Source organism: Ruegeria sp. SAZD011, assembly GCF_059612545.1.
This window is the reverse complement of sequence record NZ_JBXWQU010000023.1, coordinates 64376-79149: the sequence shown is the minus strand read 5'-3', so window position 1 is coordinate 79149 and position 14774 is coordinate 64376. Positions and strand designations below refer to the sequence as shown.

At 64.5% G+C, this 14774-nt stretch carries 16 protein-coding genes and 2 tRNA genes; 9 read left to right on the top strand and 9 right to left on the bottom strand.

Going from position 1 to position 14774, the window contains the following annotated elements; translation table 11 throughout:
* Positions 1-75: 75 nt before the first annotated feature.
* Positions 76-1293 (bottom strand): MFS transporter, encoded by a 1218-nt coding sequence (locus AC2FLM_RS12075; RefSeq protein WP_496858178.1) that lies wholly within the window; start codon positions 1291-1293, stop codon positions 76-78.
* A 103-nt stretch (positions 1294-1396) separates the two neighbouring features.
* Between AC2FLM_RS12075 and AC2FLM_RS12070 the strand changes: the two genes are divergently transcribed.
* The gene (locus AC2FLM_RS12070) at positions 1397-2029 is read left to right on the top strand and encodes a DNA-3-methyladenine glycosylase family protein (RefSeq protein WP_496858176.1); all 633 of its coding nucleotides are present in this window, start codon (positions 1397-1399) and stop codon (positions 2027-2029) included.
* Complete coding sequence (locus AC2FLM_RS12065) at positions 2026-2691, top strand: alpha/beta hydrolase (RefSeq protein ID WP_234220108.1); 666 nt, start codon at positions 2026-2028, stop codon at positions 2689-2691. Before AC2FLM_RS12070 ends, AC2FLM_RS12065 begins: the two co-directional genes overlap by 4 nt.
* 19 nt (positions 2692-2710) lie before the next feature.
* Here AC2FLM_RS12065 and AC2FLM_RS12060 read toward each other — a convergent pair whose 3' ends face one another.
* Positions 2711-3307, bottom strand: coding sequence for a pseudouridine synthase (locus AC2FLM_RS12060; RefSeq protein WP_496858174.1), 597 nt, complete (start codon positions 3305-3307; stop codon positions 2711-2713).
* A 215-nt stretch (positions 3308-3522) separates the two neighbouring features.
* On the opposite strand from AC2FLM_RS12060, the gene AC2FLM_RS12055 reads away from it, so the two are divergent.
* Positions 3523-4107 (top strand): HNH endonuclease, encoded by a 585-nt coding sequence (locus AC2FLM_RS12055; protein ID WP_011047847.1) that lies wholly within the window; start codon positions 3523-3525, stop codon positions 4105-4107.
* 3 nt (positions 4108-4110) lie between these two features.
* On the opposite strand, the gene AC2FLM_RS12050 is transcribed toward AC2FLM_RS12055, so the two are convergent.
* From AC2FLM_RS12050 to rocF, 4 genes are all read right to left on the bottom strand, one after another.
* Positions 4111-4446, bottom strand: coding sequence for a zinc ribbon domain-containing protein YjdM (locus tag AC2FLM_RS12050; RefSeq protein ID WP_496858172.1), 336 nt, complete (start codon positions 4444-4446; stop codon positions 4111-4113).
* Between the two features lie 161 nt (positions 4447-4607).
* Entirely contained in the window at positions 4608-5672 is a 1065-nt protein-coding gene (gene ocd, locus AC2FLM_RS12045) for an ornithine cyclodeaminase (protein ID WP_496858170.1), read from the bottom strand.
* Positions 5669-6598, bottom strand: a complete 930-nt coding sequence (gene ctlX / locus AC2FLM_RS12040; RefSeq protein ID WP_496858168.1) for a citrulline utilization hydrolase CtlX — start codon at positions 6596-6598, stop codon at positions 5669-5671. Before ctlX ends, ocd begins: the two co-directional genes overlap by 4 nt.
* A complete protein-coding gene (gene rocF, locus AC2FLM_RS12035) occupies positions 6595-7521 on the bottom strand; it encodes an arginase (RefSeq protein ID WP_496858166.1) in 927 nt (308 codons plus the stop codon). The genes ctlX and rocF overlap by 4 nt, the downstream gene beginning before the upstream one ends.
* A gap of 106 nt (positions 7522-7627) precedes the next feature.
* Between rocF and AC2FLM_RS12030 the strand changes: the two genes are divergently transcribed.
* Positions 7628-8053, top strand: a complete 426-nt coding sequence (locus tag AC2FLM_RS12030; protein WP_234136786.1) for an Lrp/AsnC family transcriptional regulator — start codon at positions 7628-7630, stop codon at positions 8051-8053.
* A gap of 101 nt (positions 8054-8154) precedes the next feature.
* Here AC2FLM_RS12030 and AC2FLM_RS12025 read toward each other — a convergent pair whose 3' ends face one another.
* Complete coding sequence (locus AC2FLM_RS12025) at positions 8155-8616, bottom strand: disulfide bond formation protein B (protein ID WP_496858164.1); 462 nt, start codon at positions 8614-8616, stop codon at positions 8155-8157.
* Positions 8616-9194, bottom strand: coding sequence for a YqaA family protein (locus tag AC2FLM_RS12020; protein ID WP_234145154.1), 579 nt, complete (start codon positions 9192-9194; stop codon positions 8616-8618). The genes AC2FLM_RS12025 and AC2FLM_RS12020 overlap by 1 nt, the downstream gene beginning before the upstream one ends.
* Before the next feature lie 134 nt (positions 9195-9328).
* Here AC2FLM_RS12020 and AC2FLM_RS12015 point away from each other — a divergent pair.
* Positions 9329-9414: transfer RNA gene (locus AC2FLM_RS12015), tRNA-Leu, on the top strand.
* Between the two features lie 178 nt (positions 9415-9592).
* Here AC2FLM_RS12015 and AC2FLM_RS12010 read toward each other — a convergent pair.
* Positions 9593-9668, bottom strand: a tRNA-Thr gene (locus tag AC2FLM_RS12010).
* A gap of 279 nt (positions 9669-9947) precedes the next feature.
* Between AC2FLM_RS12010 and AC2FLM_RS12005 the strand changes: the two genes are divergently transcribed.
* The 4 genes from AC2FLM_RS12005 to AC2FLM_RS11990 all read left to right on the top strand — a co-directional run bounded on the left by AC2FLM_RS12005 (position 9948) and on the right by AC2FLM_RS11990 (position 14758).
* Positions 9948-10367: a GNAT family N-acetyltransferase gene (locus AC2FLM_RS12005; RefSeq protein ID WP_496858161.1), complete on the top strand. Its 420-nt coding sequence runs from the start codon at positions 9948-9950 to the stop codon at positions 10365-10367.
* Positions 10368-10622: 255 nt separating this feature from the next.
* A complete protein-coding gene (locus tag AC2FLM_RS12000) occupies positions 10623-11591 on the top strand; it encodes a TAXI family TRAP transporter solute-binding subunit (RefSeq protein ID WP_234136782.1) in 969 nt (322 codons plus the stop codon).
* A 123-nt stretch (positions 11592-11714) separates the two neighbouring features.
* Positions 11715-14324 carry a TRAP transporter permease gene (locus tag AC2FLM_RS11995; protein ID WP_496858159.1) on the top strand — a complete coding sequence of 870 codons (2610 nt, stop codon included), beginning with the start codon at positions 11715-11717 and terminating at the stop codon, positions 14322-14324.
* Entirely contained in the window at positions 14321-14758 is a 438-nt protein-coding gene (locus tag AC2FLM_RS11990; protein WP_234220116.1) for a universal stress protein, read from the top strand. Before AC2FLM_RS11995 ends, AC2FLM_RS11990 begins: the two co-directional genes overlap by 4 nt.
* The last annotated feature ends 16 nt before the right edge of the window (positions 14759-14774 follow it).

Sequence of the window (14774 nt, the reverse complement as noted above, 5' to 3'; positions counted from 1 at the left end):
CAGACTCGCATCTCTTCATTTCGCCGTAAATACTCCGGGGGAGTCGCCGTCAGGCGACGGGGGCAGCGCCCCCGCTCAGGCCTCCCTGGGGCGCAGCATCAGCCAGATCAACGCGCCCCCCGCCAGGGTCAGGAAGGGCACCATCGCCAGGTTGACGGCGGTCCAGCCCTCGACCGCATTGCCGCCCGAGCAGTTCATCAACCCGCCCGAGGCCAGCGAGGCCATGGTAACGCCGCCAAAGACCAGAAGGTCGTTCAGCCCCTGCATCCGGCCGCGCTCATGTGCCTGATGGGCGCCCGCCAGCATCGTGGTGGCGCCGATGAAGCCAAAGTTCCAGCCCAGACCCAAGAGGATCAGCGCGATGAAGAAGTTGTTGAGATCCACGCCTTGCAGAGCCACCACGCCGGCTGCGGCCAGCACGACCAGACCGGCGGCCACGACCTTCTCCACCCCGAACCGGGCGATCAGGTGGCCGGTAAAGAAGCTGGGCACATACATGGCCAGCACATGGCTGGTCACCACATCCGCCGCGTCGCCCTGATCATATCCGCAGCCCACCACCGCCAGCGGGGTCGAGGTCATCACCAGGTTCATCAGCGCATAGGAGACCATGGCGCAGATCACCGCCACCGCGATGCGTGGGGTCTTGAGAAGTTCCATCCGGCTGCGTCCGCGCGGGCTGTCGGCGGCGGGCGGGGTCGGGCGCGGGATGTCGAGGAAAAAGAACAGGAGCGCACCCAGCAGGTTGACCGCGATCACCGCGTAATAGGTGCCCAGAAACGGGATGACATAGGCGTCCGAGGTGGCCTTCACCAGTTGCGGCCCGATGATCGCGGCGGCCAGACCGCCGGCCATGACATAAGAGATCGCCTTGGGACGGAACGCGTCCGAGGCGGTATCGGCGGCGGCAAAACGATAGAAGCCATGGGCGCTCATATAGACGCCGGTCAGCAGGCTGCCCGCCAGAAAGACAGGGAAAGACGAAAGGTAAAGCCCATAGGCCCCGACAGCCCCGCCCAGCGCGCCTGCCAGTGCCCCCAGCAGGAACCCGGCCCGGCGTCCCCATTTCTGCATGATGGCCGAAATCGGTGTCGCCGACAGCATCGACCCCAGCACGATGAGCGAGATCGGCAGCGTCGCAAGGCAGACATTGCTGGCCAGCGACTGGCCGGCCAACCCGCCAATGGTAAAGATCATCGGCATCTGCGCGCCCAGAATGGCCTGGGCGGCGACGAGAACGGCGACGTTTCGCTTGGCGCGGCTGTCGTTGGTGTGGCTATCGGCGAGGGTCATGAACGCATGCGTATCGGCGAATGCATGCGGCGGCAAGCCGGTTGAAACCAATTGTGAACAGATTAACTTTGCCACCTATGGGAATCGCGCCAAGGGGGCAGGCATGACGGTTGGACGTATCATCGAAACCCCCGATTGCGTGGCCGAAGGGGCGGCCTGGCTGGCCGAGAGTTGCCCGCGCATGGCCCATGCGATGACGCTGACCGGGCCCTTGCCGTTGCGCCGACGGCCGGACGGATTTGCCGAATTGCTCAGCGCCATTGTCAGCCAGCAGGTCAGCGTCGCCTCTGCGAATGCGATCTGGGGGCGGATGCGCGCGGCGGGACTGATCGGCCCGCGCAAGATCCTCTGGGCCAGTGACGACGATCTGCGCGCCGTGGGGTTGAGTCGGCAGAAGATCCGCTATGCCCGCGAGCTGGCCAAGGCGCGCATTGATTTCAAGGGCTTGCGCACCGCTCCTGATGCGGATGTGGTTGCCGAGCTGACCCGGGTGCCCGGCATCGGGGTCTGGACGGCCGAGATCTACGCGATGTTCAGCCTGGGCCGCGCCGATGTGTTCGCGCCCGGCGATCTGGCCCTGCAAGAGGCAGCGCGCGCCCTCTACGATCTGCCCGAGCGTCCCAGCGAACGCGCCCTGCGACAGATGGCGCTGGCCTGGTCGCCCTGGCGCTCGGTTGCGGCGCGCGTGCTCTGGGCCTATTACCGGGTGGCAAAGGACAGGGAAGGGATCAGATGACACGTGTTCTGAGGGCCGAGCGCAAGGCGCCGGTATCGGGCGACACCCGCTCGGCGGTGGTATTCGTGCATGGCTATGGCGCCAATGGGGCCGATCTGTTGGGGCTGGCCGATGTTCTGGGCGAACATCTGCCGGACACGCTTTTTGTGGCGCCCGACGCGCCCGAGACGATCCCGGGTATGCCCTTCGGGTTCCAGTGGTTTCCGATCCCCTGGCTCGACGGGTCCTCGGAAGAGGAGGCGCGGCGCGGGATGGAGGCGGCAGTGGCCGATTTCAACGCCTTCCTCGACGCGCTGATGGTGGACGAGGATTTGCTGCCCGAACAGGTGGTGCTGTTCGGTTTCAGCCAGGGCACGATGATGAGCCTGCATGTCGCGCCAAGGCGCGAGGATCCGGTGGCGGGCGTTGTCGCCTTTTCAGGCCGCCTGTTGGAGCCGGACCTGTTGTCCGATGAGGTTGTCAGCCGGATGCCGGTGCTGTTGGTGCACGGCGATGCCGATGACGTGGTGCCGGCGCAATCGCTGCCGCAGGCGGCAGAGGCCTTGCAGGGCGCCGGTTTCAAAGAGGTCTATGCCCATGTGATGAAGGGGACCGGCCACGGCATCGCTCCCGACGGGCTGAGCGTGGCGCTGGCCTTCATGCGGGACAAGCTGAGCCTCTGAGGCGTGCTGCGCCGCGCGGTCAGCGGCGCGGGCGCCCTTTTGGGGGGCCGGATCGGGCGGCGGGCATCGGCAGGCTTTGCCATTCGCCCGGCGCCAACCCGTCCAGCGTCCACTCCCCGATCCGCGCCCGGATCAGGCGCAGGGTCGGGTGGCCGACCGCGGCGGTCATCCTGCGCACCTGCCGGTTGCGGCCTTCGCGAATGGTCAGCTCGATCCAGCTGTCTGGCACCGATTTGCGCTCTCTGATAGGGGGATTGCGCGGCCAGAGGTTCGCCGGCTCTGCGATGACGCGGGCACGGGCAGGTCGGGTCAGCCCGTCCTTCAGCTCAACCCCCTCGCTCAGCGCCTTGAGAGCGGCCGCATCTGGCACGCCTTCGACCTGCACCCAATAGGTCTTGGCCAGCTTGTGCCTGGGATCGGCGATGCGCGCCTGCAACCGGCCATCGTCGGTCAGCAGCATCAGCCCCTCGCTGTCGCGATCCAGCCGCCCGGCGGGGTAAACGCCCGGCAGGTCGATATGGTCGGACAGGGTTGCGCGCGGGCTGTCGGCGCTGCCGCGATCGGTGAATTGCGACAGCACGTCATAAGGTTTGTTGAAGCGGATGAACCAGGCCATGGGCGTTGCCAATAGCGCGCGCGCACGCCAGCGGCAAGCCTGTGGATAACCGTCACGACCCTGTTACTTGCACAAGCTAGTGCAGTGCCGACATGTAGTGGAAAATCAAGGCTTGCCAGCGACCGGACACGATATATAGTTGGTTCGAAGCCGGGGCGGGTGCTCCCCGCTCTGGACAGGTCTCACGGCAATCCGGGGCGAGGAGAGAATCCGGGATGGATGGCGATTTCAGGACTGATTTTGTGCGCGAACCGGGTGCGTTGAAACATCACCCGGCGCTGGTGCTCAATGCCGATTACCGCCCGCTCTCCTATTATCCGCTGTCGCTCTGGCCCTGGCAGGAGGCGATCAAGGCGGCCTGGCTGGACCGGGTCGATATCATCGCCGAATATGACGAGGTGGTGCGCAGCCCCAGCGTGGTGCTCCGAATACCCTCGGTCGTGGTGCTGAAAGACTATGTGAAACCTCAGAAGCGCGTGGCCTTCACGCGCTTCAATTTGTTTCTGAGGGACGAATTCCGCTGCCAGTATTGCGGTGGCAAGGGGGATCTGACCTTTGACCATGTGGTGCCGCGCGCCGCCGGGGGCGTGACCAGCTGGGAAAACGTGGTCGCCGCCTGCGCGCCCTGCAACCTGCGCAAGGGGTCGAAATCGTTGCGCCAGGCCAATATGTCGCTGCGCCGCCCGCCGCGCCGCCCGCAGGCCGAGGAATTGCAGAATGTGGGCCGCAAGTTCCCGCCCAACCACCTGCACGAAAGCTGGATGGATTTCCTCTATTGGGATGCCGAACTGGACGCCTGACGCTCAGTCGGCGGCTTTCTTCACGAATTGCGATTTCAACCCCATCGGGCCGATGCCGGGGATCTTGCAGTCGATATCGTGATCGCCCCCCACCAGGCGGATGTTGCGTATCTTGGTGCCCACCTTGACCACGGCCGAGGATCCCTTGACCTTGAGATCCTTGATCACGGTCACCGTATCGCCATCGGCCAGCAGATTGCCGACACTGTCGCGGATGCCCGCCTCGGCTTCTTCTGTCGCCTGCCATTCATGGCCGCATTCGGGGCAGTTCAGCAGCGCATCCACCTGATAGGTGAAGGTAGAGGCGCAATCGGGGCAGGGGGGCAAGGTATCGCTCATGCCCCCGCCATACTGATCCGCTCGCCCGCTGGCAAGGGAGCTGTTCGCGCGTGCCGCGCGATGCCTCCGGCGGGGATATTTGCAGCAAGAGGAAAGACAGGGGTCCATTCCTTCATTTCGCCACAAATACTCCGGAGCGCGAGGCAGCGCCTCGCATGCCTTTACCCCGCCGCAGGCGCCGCCCGTTGCAGCATGCCGAACAGGTCGCGCGGGTCGTCGGGGTCGGCCAGCAGGTCGAGCGCGTGATAGAGGCCGGTCTCCTGCAACCGGTCGCGCACATAGCGCAGGGCCGAGAAATCCTCGATGGCGAAGCCCACGCTGTCAAACAGGGTGATCTGGCGGTCCGAGGTGCGGCCGGGCACCTTGCCGGTGATCACCTGCCACATCTCGATCACCGGATGGTCGGGGGCCAGTTGCTGGATCTCGCCCTCGATCCGGGTCTGCGGCGGGTATTCGACGAAGATGTCCGAGCGGTGCAGGATCGCCTCGGCCAGTTCGGTCTTGCCCGGGCAGTCGCCGCCGATGGCGTTGATATGCACGCCCGAGCCCACCATGTTGTCGGTCAGGATGGTGGCATATTGCTTGTCGGCGGTGCAGGTCGTCAGGATCTGCGCGCCTTCGATCGCCTCTTCGGGGCTGGCGCAGCTCACCACCTCGATCCCCTGACCAGACAGGTTGCGGGCGGCCTTGGCGGTGGCGGCCGGGTCGGTGTCATAAAGACGCACGGATTTCAGGCCGCAGATCGCCTTCATCGCCAGGGTCTGGAACTCGGACTGGGCGCCATTGCCGATCATCGCCATTGTATGCGCGCCCTTGGGGGCAAGGTACTTGGCCACCAGGGCCGATGTTGCGGCGGTGCGCAGCGCGGTCAACAGGGTCATCTCGCTCAGCAGCACCGGATAGCCCGTTTCGACCGAGGCCAGCAGGCCAAAGGCGGTGACGGTCTGCAACCCTTCCTTGGTGTTCTTGGGGTGGCCGTTCACGTATTTGAAGCCGTAAAGCTCGCCATCCGAGGTCGGCATCAACTCGATCACGCCGACCGGCGAGTGACTGGCCACGCGCGGGGTCTTGTCAAAGCTTTCCCAGCGGCGGAAATCGGCCTCGATATATTTGGCGATGCCGCGCATCATCTCTTCGGCACCGATATGGTGCACCAGCTGCATCATGTGATCGACCGAGACGAAGGGCACCAGCGCCTTGTCCGAGGGGATGGTGGTGGCGGTCATGCGGCGATCCTTTCCGGGCGGCGTGTCAGGTGGATGCCGGCGATCATGCAGCGGACGGATCCGCCGGCGGTTTCTATGGTGGGGATCGCGAGCGGCAGCAGTTGTGCCGAGCGTTCGATGACTGCGATCTGATCGGGGGTCAGCGCCCTGTGGGCGCGGGCCGAAAGAGCCAGCAGGCGGCGATGACCGGTCAGTTCGATGGCGTTTCCGGCAAACTCGCCGATCTGCGCCGGGGTCAGGTCGATGACGGTGCGCCCGTTTTCGGCCAGACGTTCGGCGACGGTCCGGCGCCGTTCGGGGTCCGGGATCATCGACAGGCAGATCAGCGCATAGTCGGTGCCGATCCCCATCAGCACATTGGTGTGATAGACCGGGCAACCCTGTGCGTCGGTCGCATCGAAACAGACGGGTTCATAGTTGAAATGGGCGCAGAAGCGTTCCAGCAGCACCGGGTCGGCCCGGTGCGAGCGGGCGACATAGGCGATGCGGCCGATATGGTCGAGCACCATGGCGCCAGTGCCTTCGAGCGCCAGGCCGTCCTGTTCCAGCCCGCTATAGTCGATCACGTCCGAGACGCGGTATTCGCGTTTCAACAGCTCGATCACGTCCGGGCGGCGTTCGCGGCGGCGGTTTTCGGCATACATCGGATAAAGCGCCACATGGCCGCCGGTATGGGTGGAAAACCAGTTGTTGGGAAAGACGCTGTCGGGCGTGTCCTGTGTGCCTTTGTCATCGAACACATGCACCCGGACGCCCGCCGCGCGCAGGGTGGCAACGGCAGCATCGAACTCGGCCAGGGCGTGCGGCGCGGTGTCACCCGAGGCGCAGTCGGTCTGGAACGCGTTGTCGGCGCGGGTTTCCGGGTTCGAGCGGAACACGTGCGGGCGGATCATCACCACCGCCTGGGGGGCCTGGATCGTGGTCATGAAAAGCTCCGCGTCGGGCGGTCGAAAACGCGGCGGCCCAGCGCCGAGGCGGCCAGATCGACCATCAGCTGGGCGGTGCGGCCGCGTTCGTCGAGGAAGGGGTTGAGTTCGACCAGGTCGAGGGAGGTCATCAGACCGCTGTCGCAGATCATCTCCATTACCAGATGGCCCTCGCGGATGGTGGCGCCGCCGGGCACGGTGGTGCCGACGGCGGGTGCGATGGCAGGGTCGAGGAAATCGACGTCGAGCGAGACATGCAGCAGGCCGTTGGCCGCCGCCACGGTATCGAGGAAGGCCTGGAGCGGCTTTGCGATTCCGGTCTCGTCGATCTGGCGCATGTCGTGAAAGCGGATCTTGGTCTGTTGCAGCGCCTCGCGCTCGGCGCGGTCGACCGAGCGCAGGCCGAGGATGCAGATATTGCGTTGCTTCACCGGGTTGGTGATCACCGGGAATCCGGCAAAGCCGCCGCGCCCGGTCACATAGCCCAGCGGCGTGCCGTGCAGGTTGCCCGAGGCGGAGGTTTCCGGCGTGTGATAGTCGCTGTGGGCGTCGAGCCAGAGCACGAATTGCGGGCGCCCGACCCGGGCGGCGTGATTGGCCACACCCGCCACGCTGCCCAGCGCCAGCGCATGGTCGCCACCCAGAAAGATCGGCAGCCCGCGCGGCATCGCCTGTTCGGCGGCGCGGATCAGGCGGTTGGTCCAGCCGATGGTGCGGTTGGGTTGATGCAGATGGGTGTCGTTCGGCTCGGGCGCGTGTTCGGCGGGCGAGAGATTGCCCAGGTCTTCAACGATATGGCCGAGATCGGAGAGCGCCTCGGCCAGGCCGGCAGTACGATAGGAATCGGGGCCCATCAGGCAGCCGGTGCGGCGCTTGCCGCTGTCGACCGGGGCGCCGATCAAAATGCAGCGTTTGGCAGTCATAGGGTGCAGTCTCTTTGCGTTTTTGTCAGATTCTGATCGAAACGTGTTGAATTCCAGTGGTGATTTTGCTCAGTAGGAAGGGGGATTGTGCAAATCGGAAATCATCATGGACAAAACGGACGAGCGCCTGATTGCCGCACTCAGACATGACGCGCGGGCGTCGCTGTCGGATCTGGCGCTGCAACTGAACCTGTCGCGCACCACCGTGCGGGCGCGAATCGAGCGTTTGATGCAGCGTGGCGATATCCTGGGTTTCACGGTCACGTTGAAAGAGGACGTGTTGAACGATCCGGTGCGTGGGCTAATGATGATCGAGATCGAAGGGCGTGGCGCCGCGCGCATCACGCGGCAGTTGCAGGGGCTGAAACAGGTGCGGGCAATCCACTCGACCAATGGCCGCTGGGATCTGATCGTTGAACTGGGGACCGAGACGCTGGAAGATCTCGATCACGCATTGGCGCGGATCCGCCTGTTCGAAGGCGTGCAGGCCAGCGAAACCAGCCTGCTGTTGTCGACCAAGAAAGCCACCTGAGGGGGAGGGGGCGCTGCCCCCGTCGCCCCAAGGGGCGACTCCCCCGGAGTATTTTCAGCGAAATGAAGGGGAAGGGCGGGTGCGTCGCCGCGAGAGCGCGGTCAGGCCCGCCGGGTCGCGGCCAGCAGCCAGATCAACGCCAGGGCCAGCGAGATCAGCCCGTTCCAACCCGCCATCGAGATGCCGAACAGATCCCACGGGATCTCGTCGCAGCGCACCAGCGGCGCCTCCATGATTTGCGCCATCAGCTGTTCGGCGCTGAGACCGCCGATCGGGCCGGAGGTGCAGGTTGTGGGACCCTCCCACCAGCCCTGTTCGACACCCGCGTGATAAAGGCCGATGCCAGCTGTGGTCAGGGCCGCCAAGGCGCCGGCCCAAGGCAGAATGCGCCAGCCGGTTGCCAGCGTCACCGCCCCGATGAGCACTGCCGCCCCATGCGGATAGCGTTGCCAGATGCACAGTTTGCAAGGCGCCATTCCGCCCAGATATTGAAATCCCCAGGCCGCCAGCAGCAGCGCCGCCGAGCCGCCCGCGGCCAGGAGAACCAAGCGGTTACGTGTCATCACAGATACCTCACCAGAAAGAAGCCGCCGATAAGCAGCGCCATGAAGACGGTCATCACCAGCCCGAGACGCTTTTCGATGAAATCGCGCACCGGGGCCCCGAATTTCCAGAGCAACGCGGCCACCAGGAAGAAGCGCAGCGCCCGCGCCAGGATCGAGGTGGCGATGAAGGTGCCCAGCGGCATGCCCGTCCAGCCCGACATGATGGTGATCACCTTGTAGGGGAAGGGGGTCACACCCGCCGTCAGCACCGCCCAGAAGCCGAAATCGTTGAAGCGGGTGTTGAAGGCCTCCATCGCCTCAGCCTTGCCCATCGCCTCGAGGATCGGCGCACCGATACTGTCATAGAAGAAAGCGCCGATGGCATAGCCCAGCAGGCCACCCAGCACGGAGGCCACCAGTGCCACCAGCGCGATCAGCCAGGCCCGCGAGGGGCGGGCGAGAATCATCGGGATCATCAGAAGGTCGGGCGGGATCGGAAAGACCGAGCTTTCCAGAAACGCGACCAGCGCCAGCGCCCAGAGTGCGTGACGGTGATCGGCAAGCGCCATGGTCCGGTGATAGAGCGATGTCAGCATGCCGCCCGTGCCTGCCCTGTGATTGAGGTTGCAGGTTGCAAACCATGCGGCGCGGTTGGGGTCAACCGTCTTGCCGATCTCGTTTTTGCCTCTGGACCTTCGCCGCGGCTGCGGCTAATCCATGTCCTCAGGTGGCCCAAGTGGCGGAATGGTAGACGCAGGGGATTCAAAATCCCCCGCCTTTACGGGCGTGAGAGTTCGAGTCTCTCCTTGGGCACCAAATAATCTTGCAGGGCAGGTGCAATTGGATCGGGCTGAACGGCGATGGGTCCTGAGGGCGGTTTCCGTTTGGGAATCCTGCGCGTGAACCCGGCGAAAGAAATGCGGTCAAAGCCGACCGGGAAACAGGCTCACCAAGCGTCGGAGTATTCTGAAGAAATGGAAGCCCGAGAGAAGACTGGTGCCGCTGAAGGGACTCGAACCCCCGACCCCATCATTACGAATGACGTGCTCTACCAGCTGAGCTACAGCGGCACTCTTCTCTTTGTGCGGGCCGAACGCTGGCCACCACCATCAACACCGCGCCGCATCAAAGCGGCATGAACTGCCCGGATTCTCGGGCAATCCGGCCGAAGGAAAGGCGCACATCCTGACGCTCCGGCGTTGCGCTCGCCGTTTAAACGCAACGGCCAGACCACGCAAGGCCAAATCGGAGAACCGCGGCCGCGTGAGTGGGGCCAATGCCGCGGCGCGAAAGGATGGACAGGCGTGCGCGCCCGTTGCTAGTTGAGGCGGGCACAAGGGGATCGGGCCATGCGGATCAGACCGGCTTGTATCGGCGATATCGACGCCCTGATGACGATCCGGGCGGCGGTGAGTGAAAACCGGCTTTCGGATCCGGCGCGCGTCCCGCGTTCGGACTATCTGGACTTTCACCGGAACTCGACCCTCTGGATGTGTGAAACCGGCGGGCAGGTGGTCGGTTTTTCCGCCTGCGATCCACGCAATGGGAGCATCTGGGCGCTATTCGTGGCCCCGGGCCGCGAAGGGGGCGGCGGTGGCCGCGCGCTCCTGGCGCGGGCCTGTGCCGATCTGCGGCGCGCAGGCTGGAGCAAGGCTTGGCTTACGACCGGGGCAGGGACGCGGGCCGAGCGGTTCTATCGCCGCGTCGGTTGGCAGGTCTTTTGCGAGATGTCGGATGGCGACCTGCTGCTTTGGCGCAGTCTGCGGTAACGGGCGGGCAAGCGCGGGGGGAAAATCTGCGATATCGGTTCACATCTGGCGATTTCGCCAACCGGTTCACCCCTGCGGGTTGACAAGTCCAAAGCCCGGGTGGAACCCTTGATCCATCGGGACCCGCGCCCCGCGCGCCCTGACGGATTGCAGCCCGCCCCTGCGCTTCGTATGGGCGATAGCCGGCGGAGGCAGTCCCGGAATCTATCTCTCGGGCGTTTCTGCCCGCGTATAATAACTAACGGGAGTTACAGCATGAATCGGAACAGCAAGCTTGGTCTTGGCGCATTGGTCACGGCGGCCTTCATGGCGCCCGCGGCGATGGCCGAAGAGTTCATCACCATCGGTACCGGCGGTGTGACCGGCGTCTATTACCCGACCGGCGGTGCCATCTGCCGTCTGGTGAACAAGGGGCGCAAGGAACATGGCGTGCGCTGTTCGGTCGAATCCACCGGCGGTTCGGTCTATAACATCAACACCATCCGCGAGGGCGAGCTGGAATTCGGTGTGGCGCAGTCGGACTGGCAGTACCATGCCTATAACGGCACCTCGAAATTCGAAGAGGCGGGCAAGTTCGAAGGCCTGCGCGCGGTCTTCTCGATCCATCCCGAACCCTTTACCGTGGTTGCCCGCGCCGATGCCGGCATCAAGAGCTTTGACGATCTCAAGGGCAAGCGGGTGAATATCGGCAACCCCGGTTCGGGTCAGCGCGGCACCATGGACGTGGTGCTCGAGGCCAAGGGCTGGACCACCGGCGATTTCGCGCTGGCCAGCGAGTTGAAGGCGGCGGAACAGTCGGCGGCGCTCTGCGACAACCAGCTCGACGCGATGATCTATACCGTCGGCCACCCGTCGGGCTCGATCCAGGAGGCCACCACCGCCTGTGACTCCGTGCTGGTGAGCGTCGATGGTGACGCCATCGACAAGCTGATTGCCGATAACAGCTTCTATCGCAAGGCCACCATTCCCGGCGGCATGTATCGCGGCAATGACGGTGACACCACCACCTTTGGTGTGGGCGCCACGTTGGTGACCTCGGCCGATGTGTCCGAGGACGCGGTTTATGCGCTGGTGCAGGCGGTGTTCGACAATTTCGAAGACTTCAAGAAGCTGCACCCGGCCTTTGCCAACCTCAAGGAAGAGGAAATGATCAAGGACGGTCTGTCGGCGCCGCTGCATGCGGGTGCCGAGAAGTATTACCGCGAGCGCGGCTGGATCAACTGATCCGCGACGCGATGATTTCGGGCGGGGCGCGATGGCGCGCCCCGCTCACTCCCGGCGGGGGCCGGGCAATGGATAAATGACGCCACCAGCCAAAGCAGCACGGCGTGACAGGGAGAGATTTTCATGACCTCTGAGATTCAGGGCAAGCGGCCGCTATCCGAAGAAGAGCTTCAGGATCTTGTCGCCTCGTCCGATGCGGGCGCGCGCGATCCGGCTGGCAGCATCGGGCTGTTCCTGGCCATCGTCGCGGTGATCTGGTCGGTGTTTCAGCTGATCCTGGCCTCGCCGATGTCGAACATGATCCTGCCCGGCAGCATCGTGAACAACTCGCGTCAGGTGCATCTCGCCTTTGCCCTGTTTCTGGCCTTTGCCGCCTATCCGGCGCTGAAATCCAGCCCGCGCGACCGCATTCCCGCCCAGGACTGGGTGATGGCCGTGCTGGGGGCGGGGATCGCGCTGTATGGCTATATCTTCTATGACAAGCTGGTGAATTCGGGCGGTCTGGCCGACGATACCGACAAATGGATCGCGCTGGTCGGTCTGATCCTGCTGTTCGAGGCCGCGCGCCGCGCGCTGGGGCCGGCCATGGCGATCATCGCCACCATCTTTCTGGCCTATGTGTTCTGGGGCGCCTCGGAATGGGTGCCCGAGGTGATCCGCTGGAAGGGCGCCAGCCTGAAAAAGGCAATGAGCCATATGTGGATCACCTCCGAGGGCGTGTTCGGCATCGCGCTGGGGGTCTCGACCAAATTCGTGTTTCTCTTCGTGCTGTTCGGCGCGCTTTTGGACAAGGCGGGCGCGGGCAACTACTTCATCAAGATGGCGTTCGGCGCGCTGGGGCACCTGCGCGGCGGCCCGGCCAAGGCCGCTGTTGTCGGCTCGGCCGCGACCGGCCTGATCTCGGGCTCGTCCATCGCCAACGTGGTTACCACCGGCACCTTTACCATCCCGCTGATGAAGCGGGTGGGCTTTACCAGCGAACAGGCCGGCTCGGTCGAGGTGGCCAGCTCGGTCAACGGCCAGATCATGCCGCCGGTGATGGGGGCTGCGGCCTTTCTGATGGTGGAATATGTGGGTATCTCCTATGTCGAGGTGATCACCCATGCCTTCCTGCCTGCCGCGATCAGCTATATCGCGCTGATCTATATCGTGCATCTCGAGGCGGTGAAGCGGAACATGCCCACGCTGGGCGACCGCGAGGTGCATCTGATCCGCACCGTGGCGGGCATGCTCAGCTTCTTCGTGATCTTTGCCGGGCTGTGCTATGCGACCCAGTTCCCGGCGCAGGCGATTGCCGCTTGGGCGCCCAGTTCCGCCGGGCTGATCATGGGGCTGATCGTGACAGCGATCTATATCGTGCTGGTGTGGTTCGCCGCGCAGGTGCCCGATCTGGAACCCGACGACCCTAATGCCGAGGTGGTCGAACTGCCCGATATCGCCCAGATCTACAAGGCGGGGCTGCATTACCTGCTGCCCATCGTGGTGCTGGTCTATTTCCTGATGATCGAGCAGAAATCGCCCGGCCTGTCCGCGTTCTGGGCGACCGCGCTGCTGTTTGTGATCCTGCTGACTCAAAAGCCGCTGAAATCGCTGTTCCGGGGTGAATCCGCGATGGCGACCAGCTTCATGTCCGGGGTCGCCGATCTGTGGCAGGGGCTGATCGACGGCGCCCGCAACATGATCGGCATCGCGCTGGCGACCGGCACGGCGGGCGTGATCGTGGGCACCGTCACCCTGACCGGGGTGGGGCAGGTGATGGCCGATCTGGTCGAGTTCCTGTCGGGCGGCAACCTGGTGCTGATGCTGGTGATGGTGGGTCTGCTGAGCCTGGTTCTGGGCATGGGCCTGCCGACCACAGCCAACTATATCGTGGTCAGTTCGCTGATGGCCGGTGTGGTGGTTCAACTGGGCGCACAATCGGGGCTGATCGTGCCGCTGATCGCGGTGCATCTCTTCGTCTTCTATTTCGGCATCATGGCGGATGTGACGCCACCGGTGGGGCTGGCCAGTTTCGCCGCCGCCGCGGTGTCGGGGGGCGATGCGATCAAGACCGGTTTCACCGCTTTCTTCTATTCCCTGCGTACCGTGGCGCTGCCGTTTGTGTTCATCTTCAACACCGACATGCTGCTGATCGACGTAGGCTGGGTGGGCGGCATCCTGGTGGCCATATCCGCAACCATCGCTGTGCTGGTCTTTACTGCCGGTACCATGGGCTTTTTCCTGACCCGCAACCGCATCTATGAAAGCGTTGCGCTCATCCTGGTGGCTTTCGTGCTGTTCCGGCCCGATTATGTGATGAACCGGATCGCACCGCCATTCGAGCTGTTCGAACCCGCCCGCCTGGAACAGGCGGTGGGCGATGCCGCGCCGGGCGACGTGCTGCGGGTCATCGTGTCTGGGCCTGATTTCGACAGTGGCGAGATGAAGGACCTGAGCCTGGAGCTGACCGTGGGCGACGAGGCCGACGGCGCCGCCCGGGTCGAGGCGATGGGTTTCCTGCCGTTCGAGGAGGACGGGCTGATCAAGCTCGAAGAGCCGCTCTTTGGCACGCCGATCGCTGAATCGATGCAGGATTTCGACTTTTACGCTGACGAGGCGGTGCGTGTCGTCACCGTCAAGGCCCCGGCCAATCAGCCACCCAAGGAGCTGGTGTTCATCCCGGCGCTGCTGCTGCTTGGCCTTATCGCCTTTCTCCAACGCGGCCGCGCCGCCAGACAGGGAGTCCCCGCATGAGCAGCTCTGTTCTTTGTGCCGTCGATATCAGCAATCCCGACAGCGACGCCCCGATCCTGAAACAGGCCGCGCGCCTGGCCGATCTGGACGGGGCGCGGCTGGACGTGGTGACCGTACTGCCCGATTTCGGCGAAACCTGGGTTTCGGGTTTCTTCGAGGCGGGCCATCACGACAAGGCGGTCAAGGCCGCTCATGACACGCTGGTGGCGCTGTGTACCCAGACACTGGGGGCCGAGCGCAATGCCGATATCCGCCATGTGGTGGCCACCGGCACCGCCTATAAGGAGATCCTGAAAACCGCTGAAAGCGCGGGCAGCGATCTGATCGTGGTGGGAGCGCACAAGCCCGATCTGGCCGATTACCTGCTGGGCCCCAACGCCGCCCGCGTGGTGCGCCATGCGCCGGTCTCGGTCTATGTGGTGCGCGCGGGCTGACCCCGCCTGCCGCATC

Excerpts from the sequence above, each read along its gene's own strand:
- AC2FLM_RS12070 (WP_496858176.1), top strand. The coding sequence starts at position 1,397 with ATGACGGTTGGACGTATCATCGAAACCCCCGATTGCGTGGCCGAAGGG.
- AC2FLM_RS12030 (WP_234136786.1), top strand. The coding sequence starts at position 7,628 with ATGGACAAAACGGACGAGCGCCTGATTGCCGCACTCAGACATGACGCG.
- AC2FLM_RS11990 (WP_234220116.1), top strand. The coding sequence starts at position 14,321 with ATGAGCAGCTCTGTTCTTTGTGCCGTCGATATCAGCAATCCCGACAGC.
- AC2FLM_RS12075 (WP_496858178.1), bottom strand. The coding sequence starts at position 1,293 with ATGACCCTCGCCGATAGCCACACCAACGACAGCCGCGCCAAGCGAAAC.
- AC2FLM_RS12065 (WP_234220108.1), top strand. The coding sequence starts at position 2,026 with ATGACACGTGTTCTGAGGGCCGAGCGCAAGGCGCCGGTATCGGGCGAC.
- ocd (WP_496858170.1), bottom strand. The coding sequence starts at position 5,672 with ATGACCGCCACCACCATCCCCTCGGACAAGGCGCTGGTGCCCTTCGTC.
- AC2FLM_RS12005 (WP_496858161.1), top strand. The coding sequence starts at position 9,948 with ATGCGGATCAGACCGGCTTGTATCGGCGATATCGACGCCCTGATGACG.
- AC2FLM_RS12055 (WP_011047847.1), top strand. The coding sequence starts at position 3,523 with ATGGATGGCGATTTCAGGACTGATTTTGTGCGCGAACCGGGTGCGTTG.
- ctlX (WP_496858168.1), bottom strand. The coding sequence starts at position 6,598 with ATGACCACGATCCAGGCCCCCCAGGCGGTGGTGATGATCCGCCCGCAC.
- AC2FLM_RS12025 (WP_496858164.1), bottom strand. The coding sequence starts at position 8,616 with ATGACACGTAACCGCTTGGTTCTCCTGGCCGCGGGCGGCTCGGCGGCG.
- AC2FLM_RS11995 (WP_496858159.1), top strand. The coding sequence starts at position 11,715 with ATGACCTCTGAGATTCAGGGCAAGCGGCCGCTATCCGAAGAAGAGCTT.
- AC2FLM_RS12050 (WP_496858172.1), bottom strand. The coding sequence starts at position 4,446 with ATGAGCGATACCTTGCCCCCCTGCCCCGATTGCGCCTCTACCTTCACC.
- AC2FLM_RS12020 (WP_234145154.1), bottom strand. The coding sequence starts at position 9,194 with ATGCTGACATCGCTCTATCACCGGACCATGGCGCTTGCCGATCACCGT.
- rocF (WP_496858166.1), bottom strand. The coding sequence starts at position 7,521 with ATGACTGCCAAACGCTGCATTTTGATCGGCGCCCCGGTCGACAGCGGC.
- AC2FLM_RS12060 (WP_496858174.1), bottom strand. The coding sequence starts at position 3,307 with ATGGCCTGGTTCATCCGCTTCAACAAACCTTATGACGTGCTGTCGCAA.
- AC2FLM_RS12000 (WP_234136782.1), top strand. The coding sequence starts at position 10,623 with ATGAATCGGAACAGCAAGCTTGGTCTTGGCGCATTGGTCACGGCGGCC.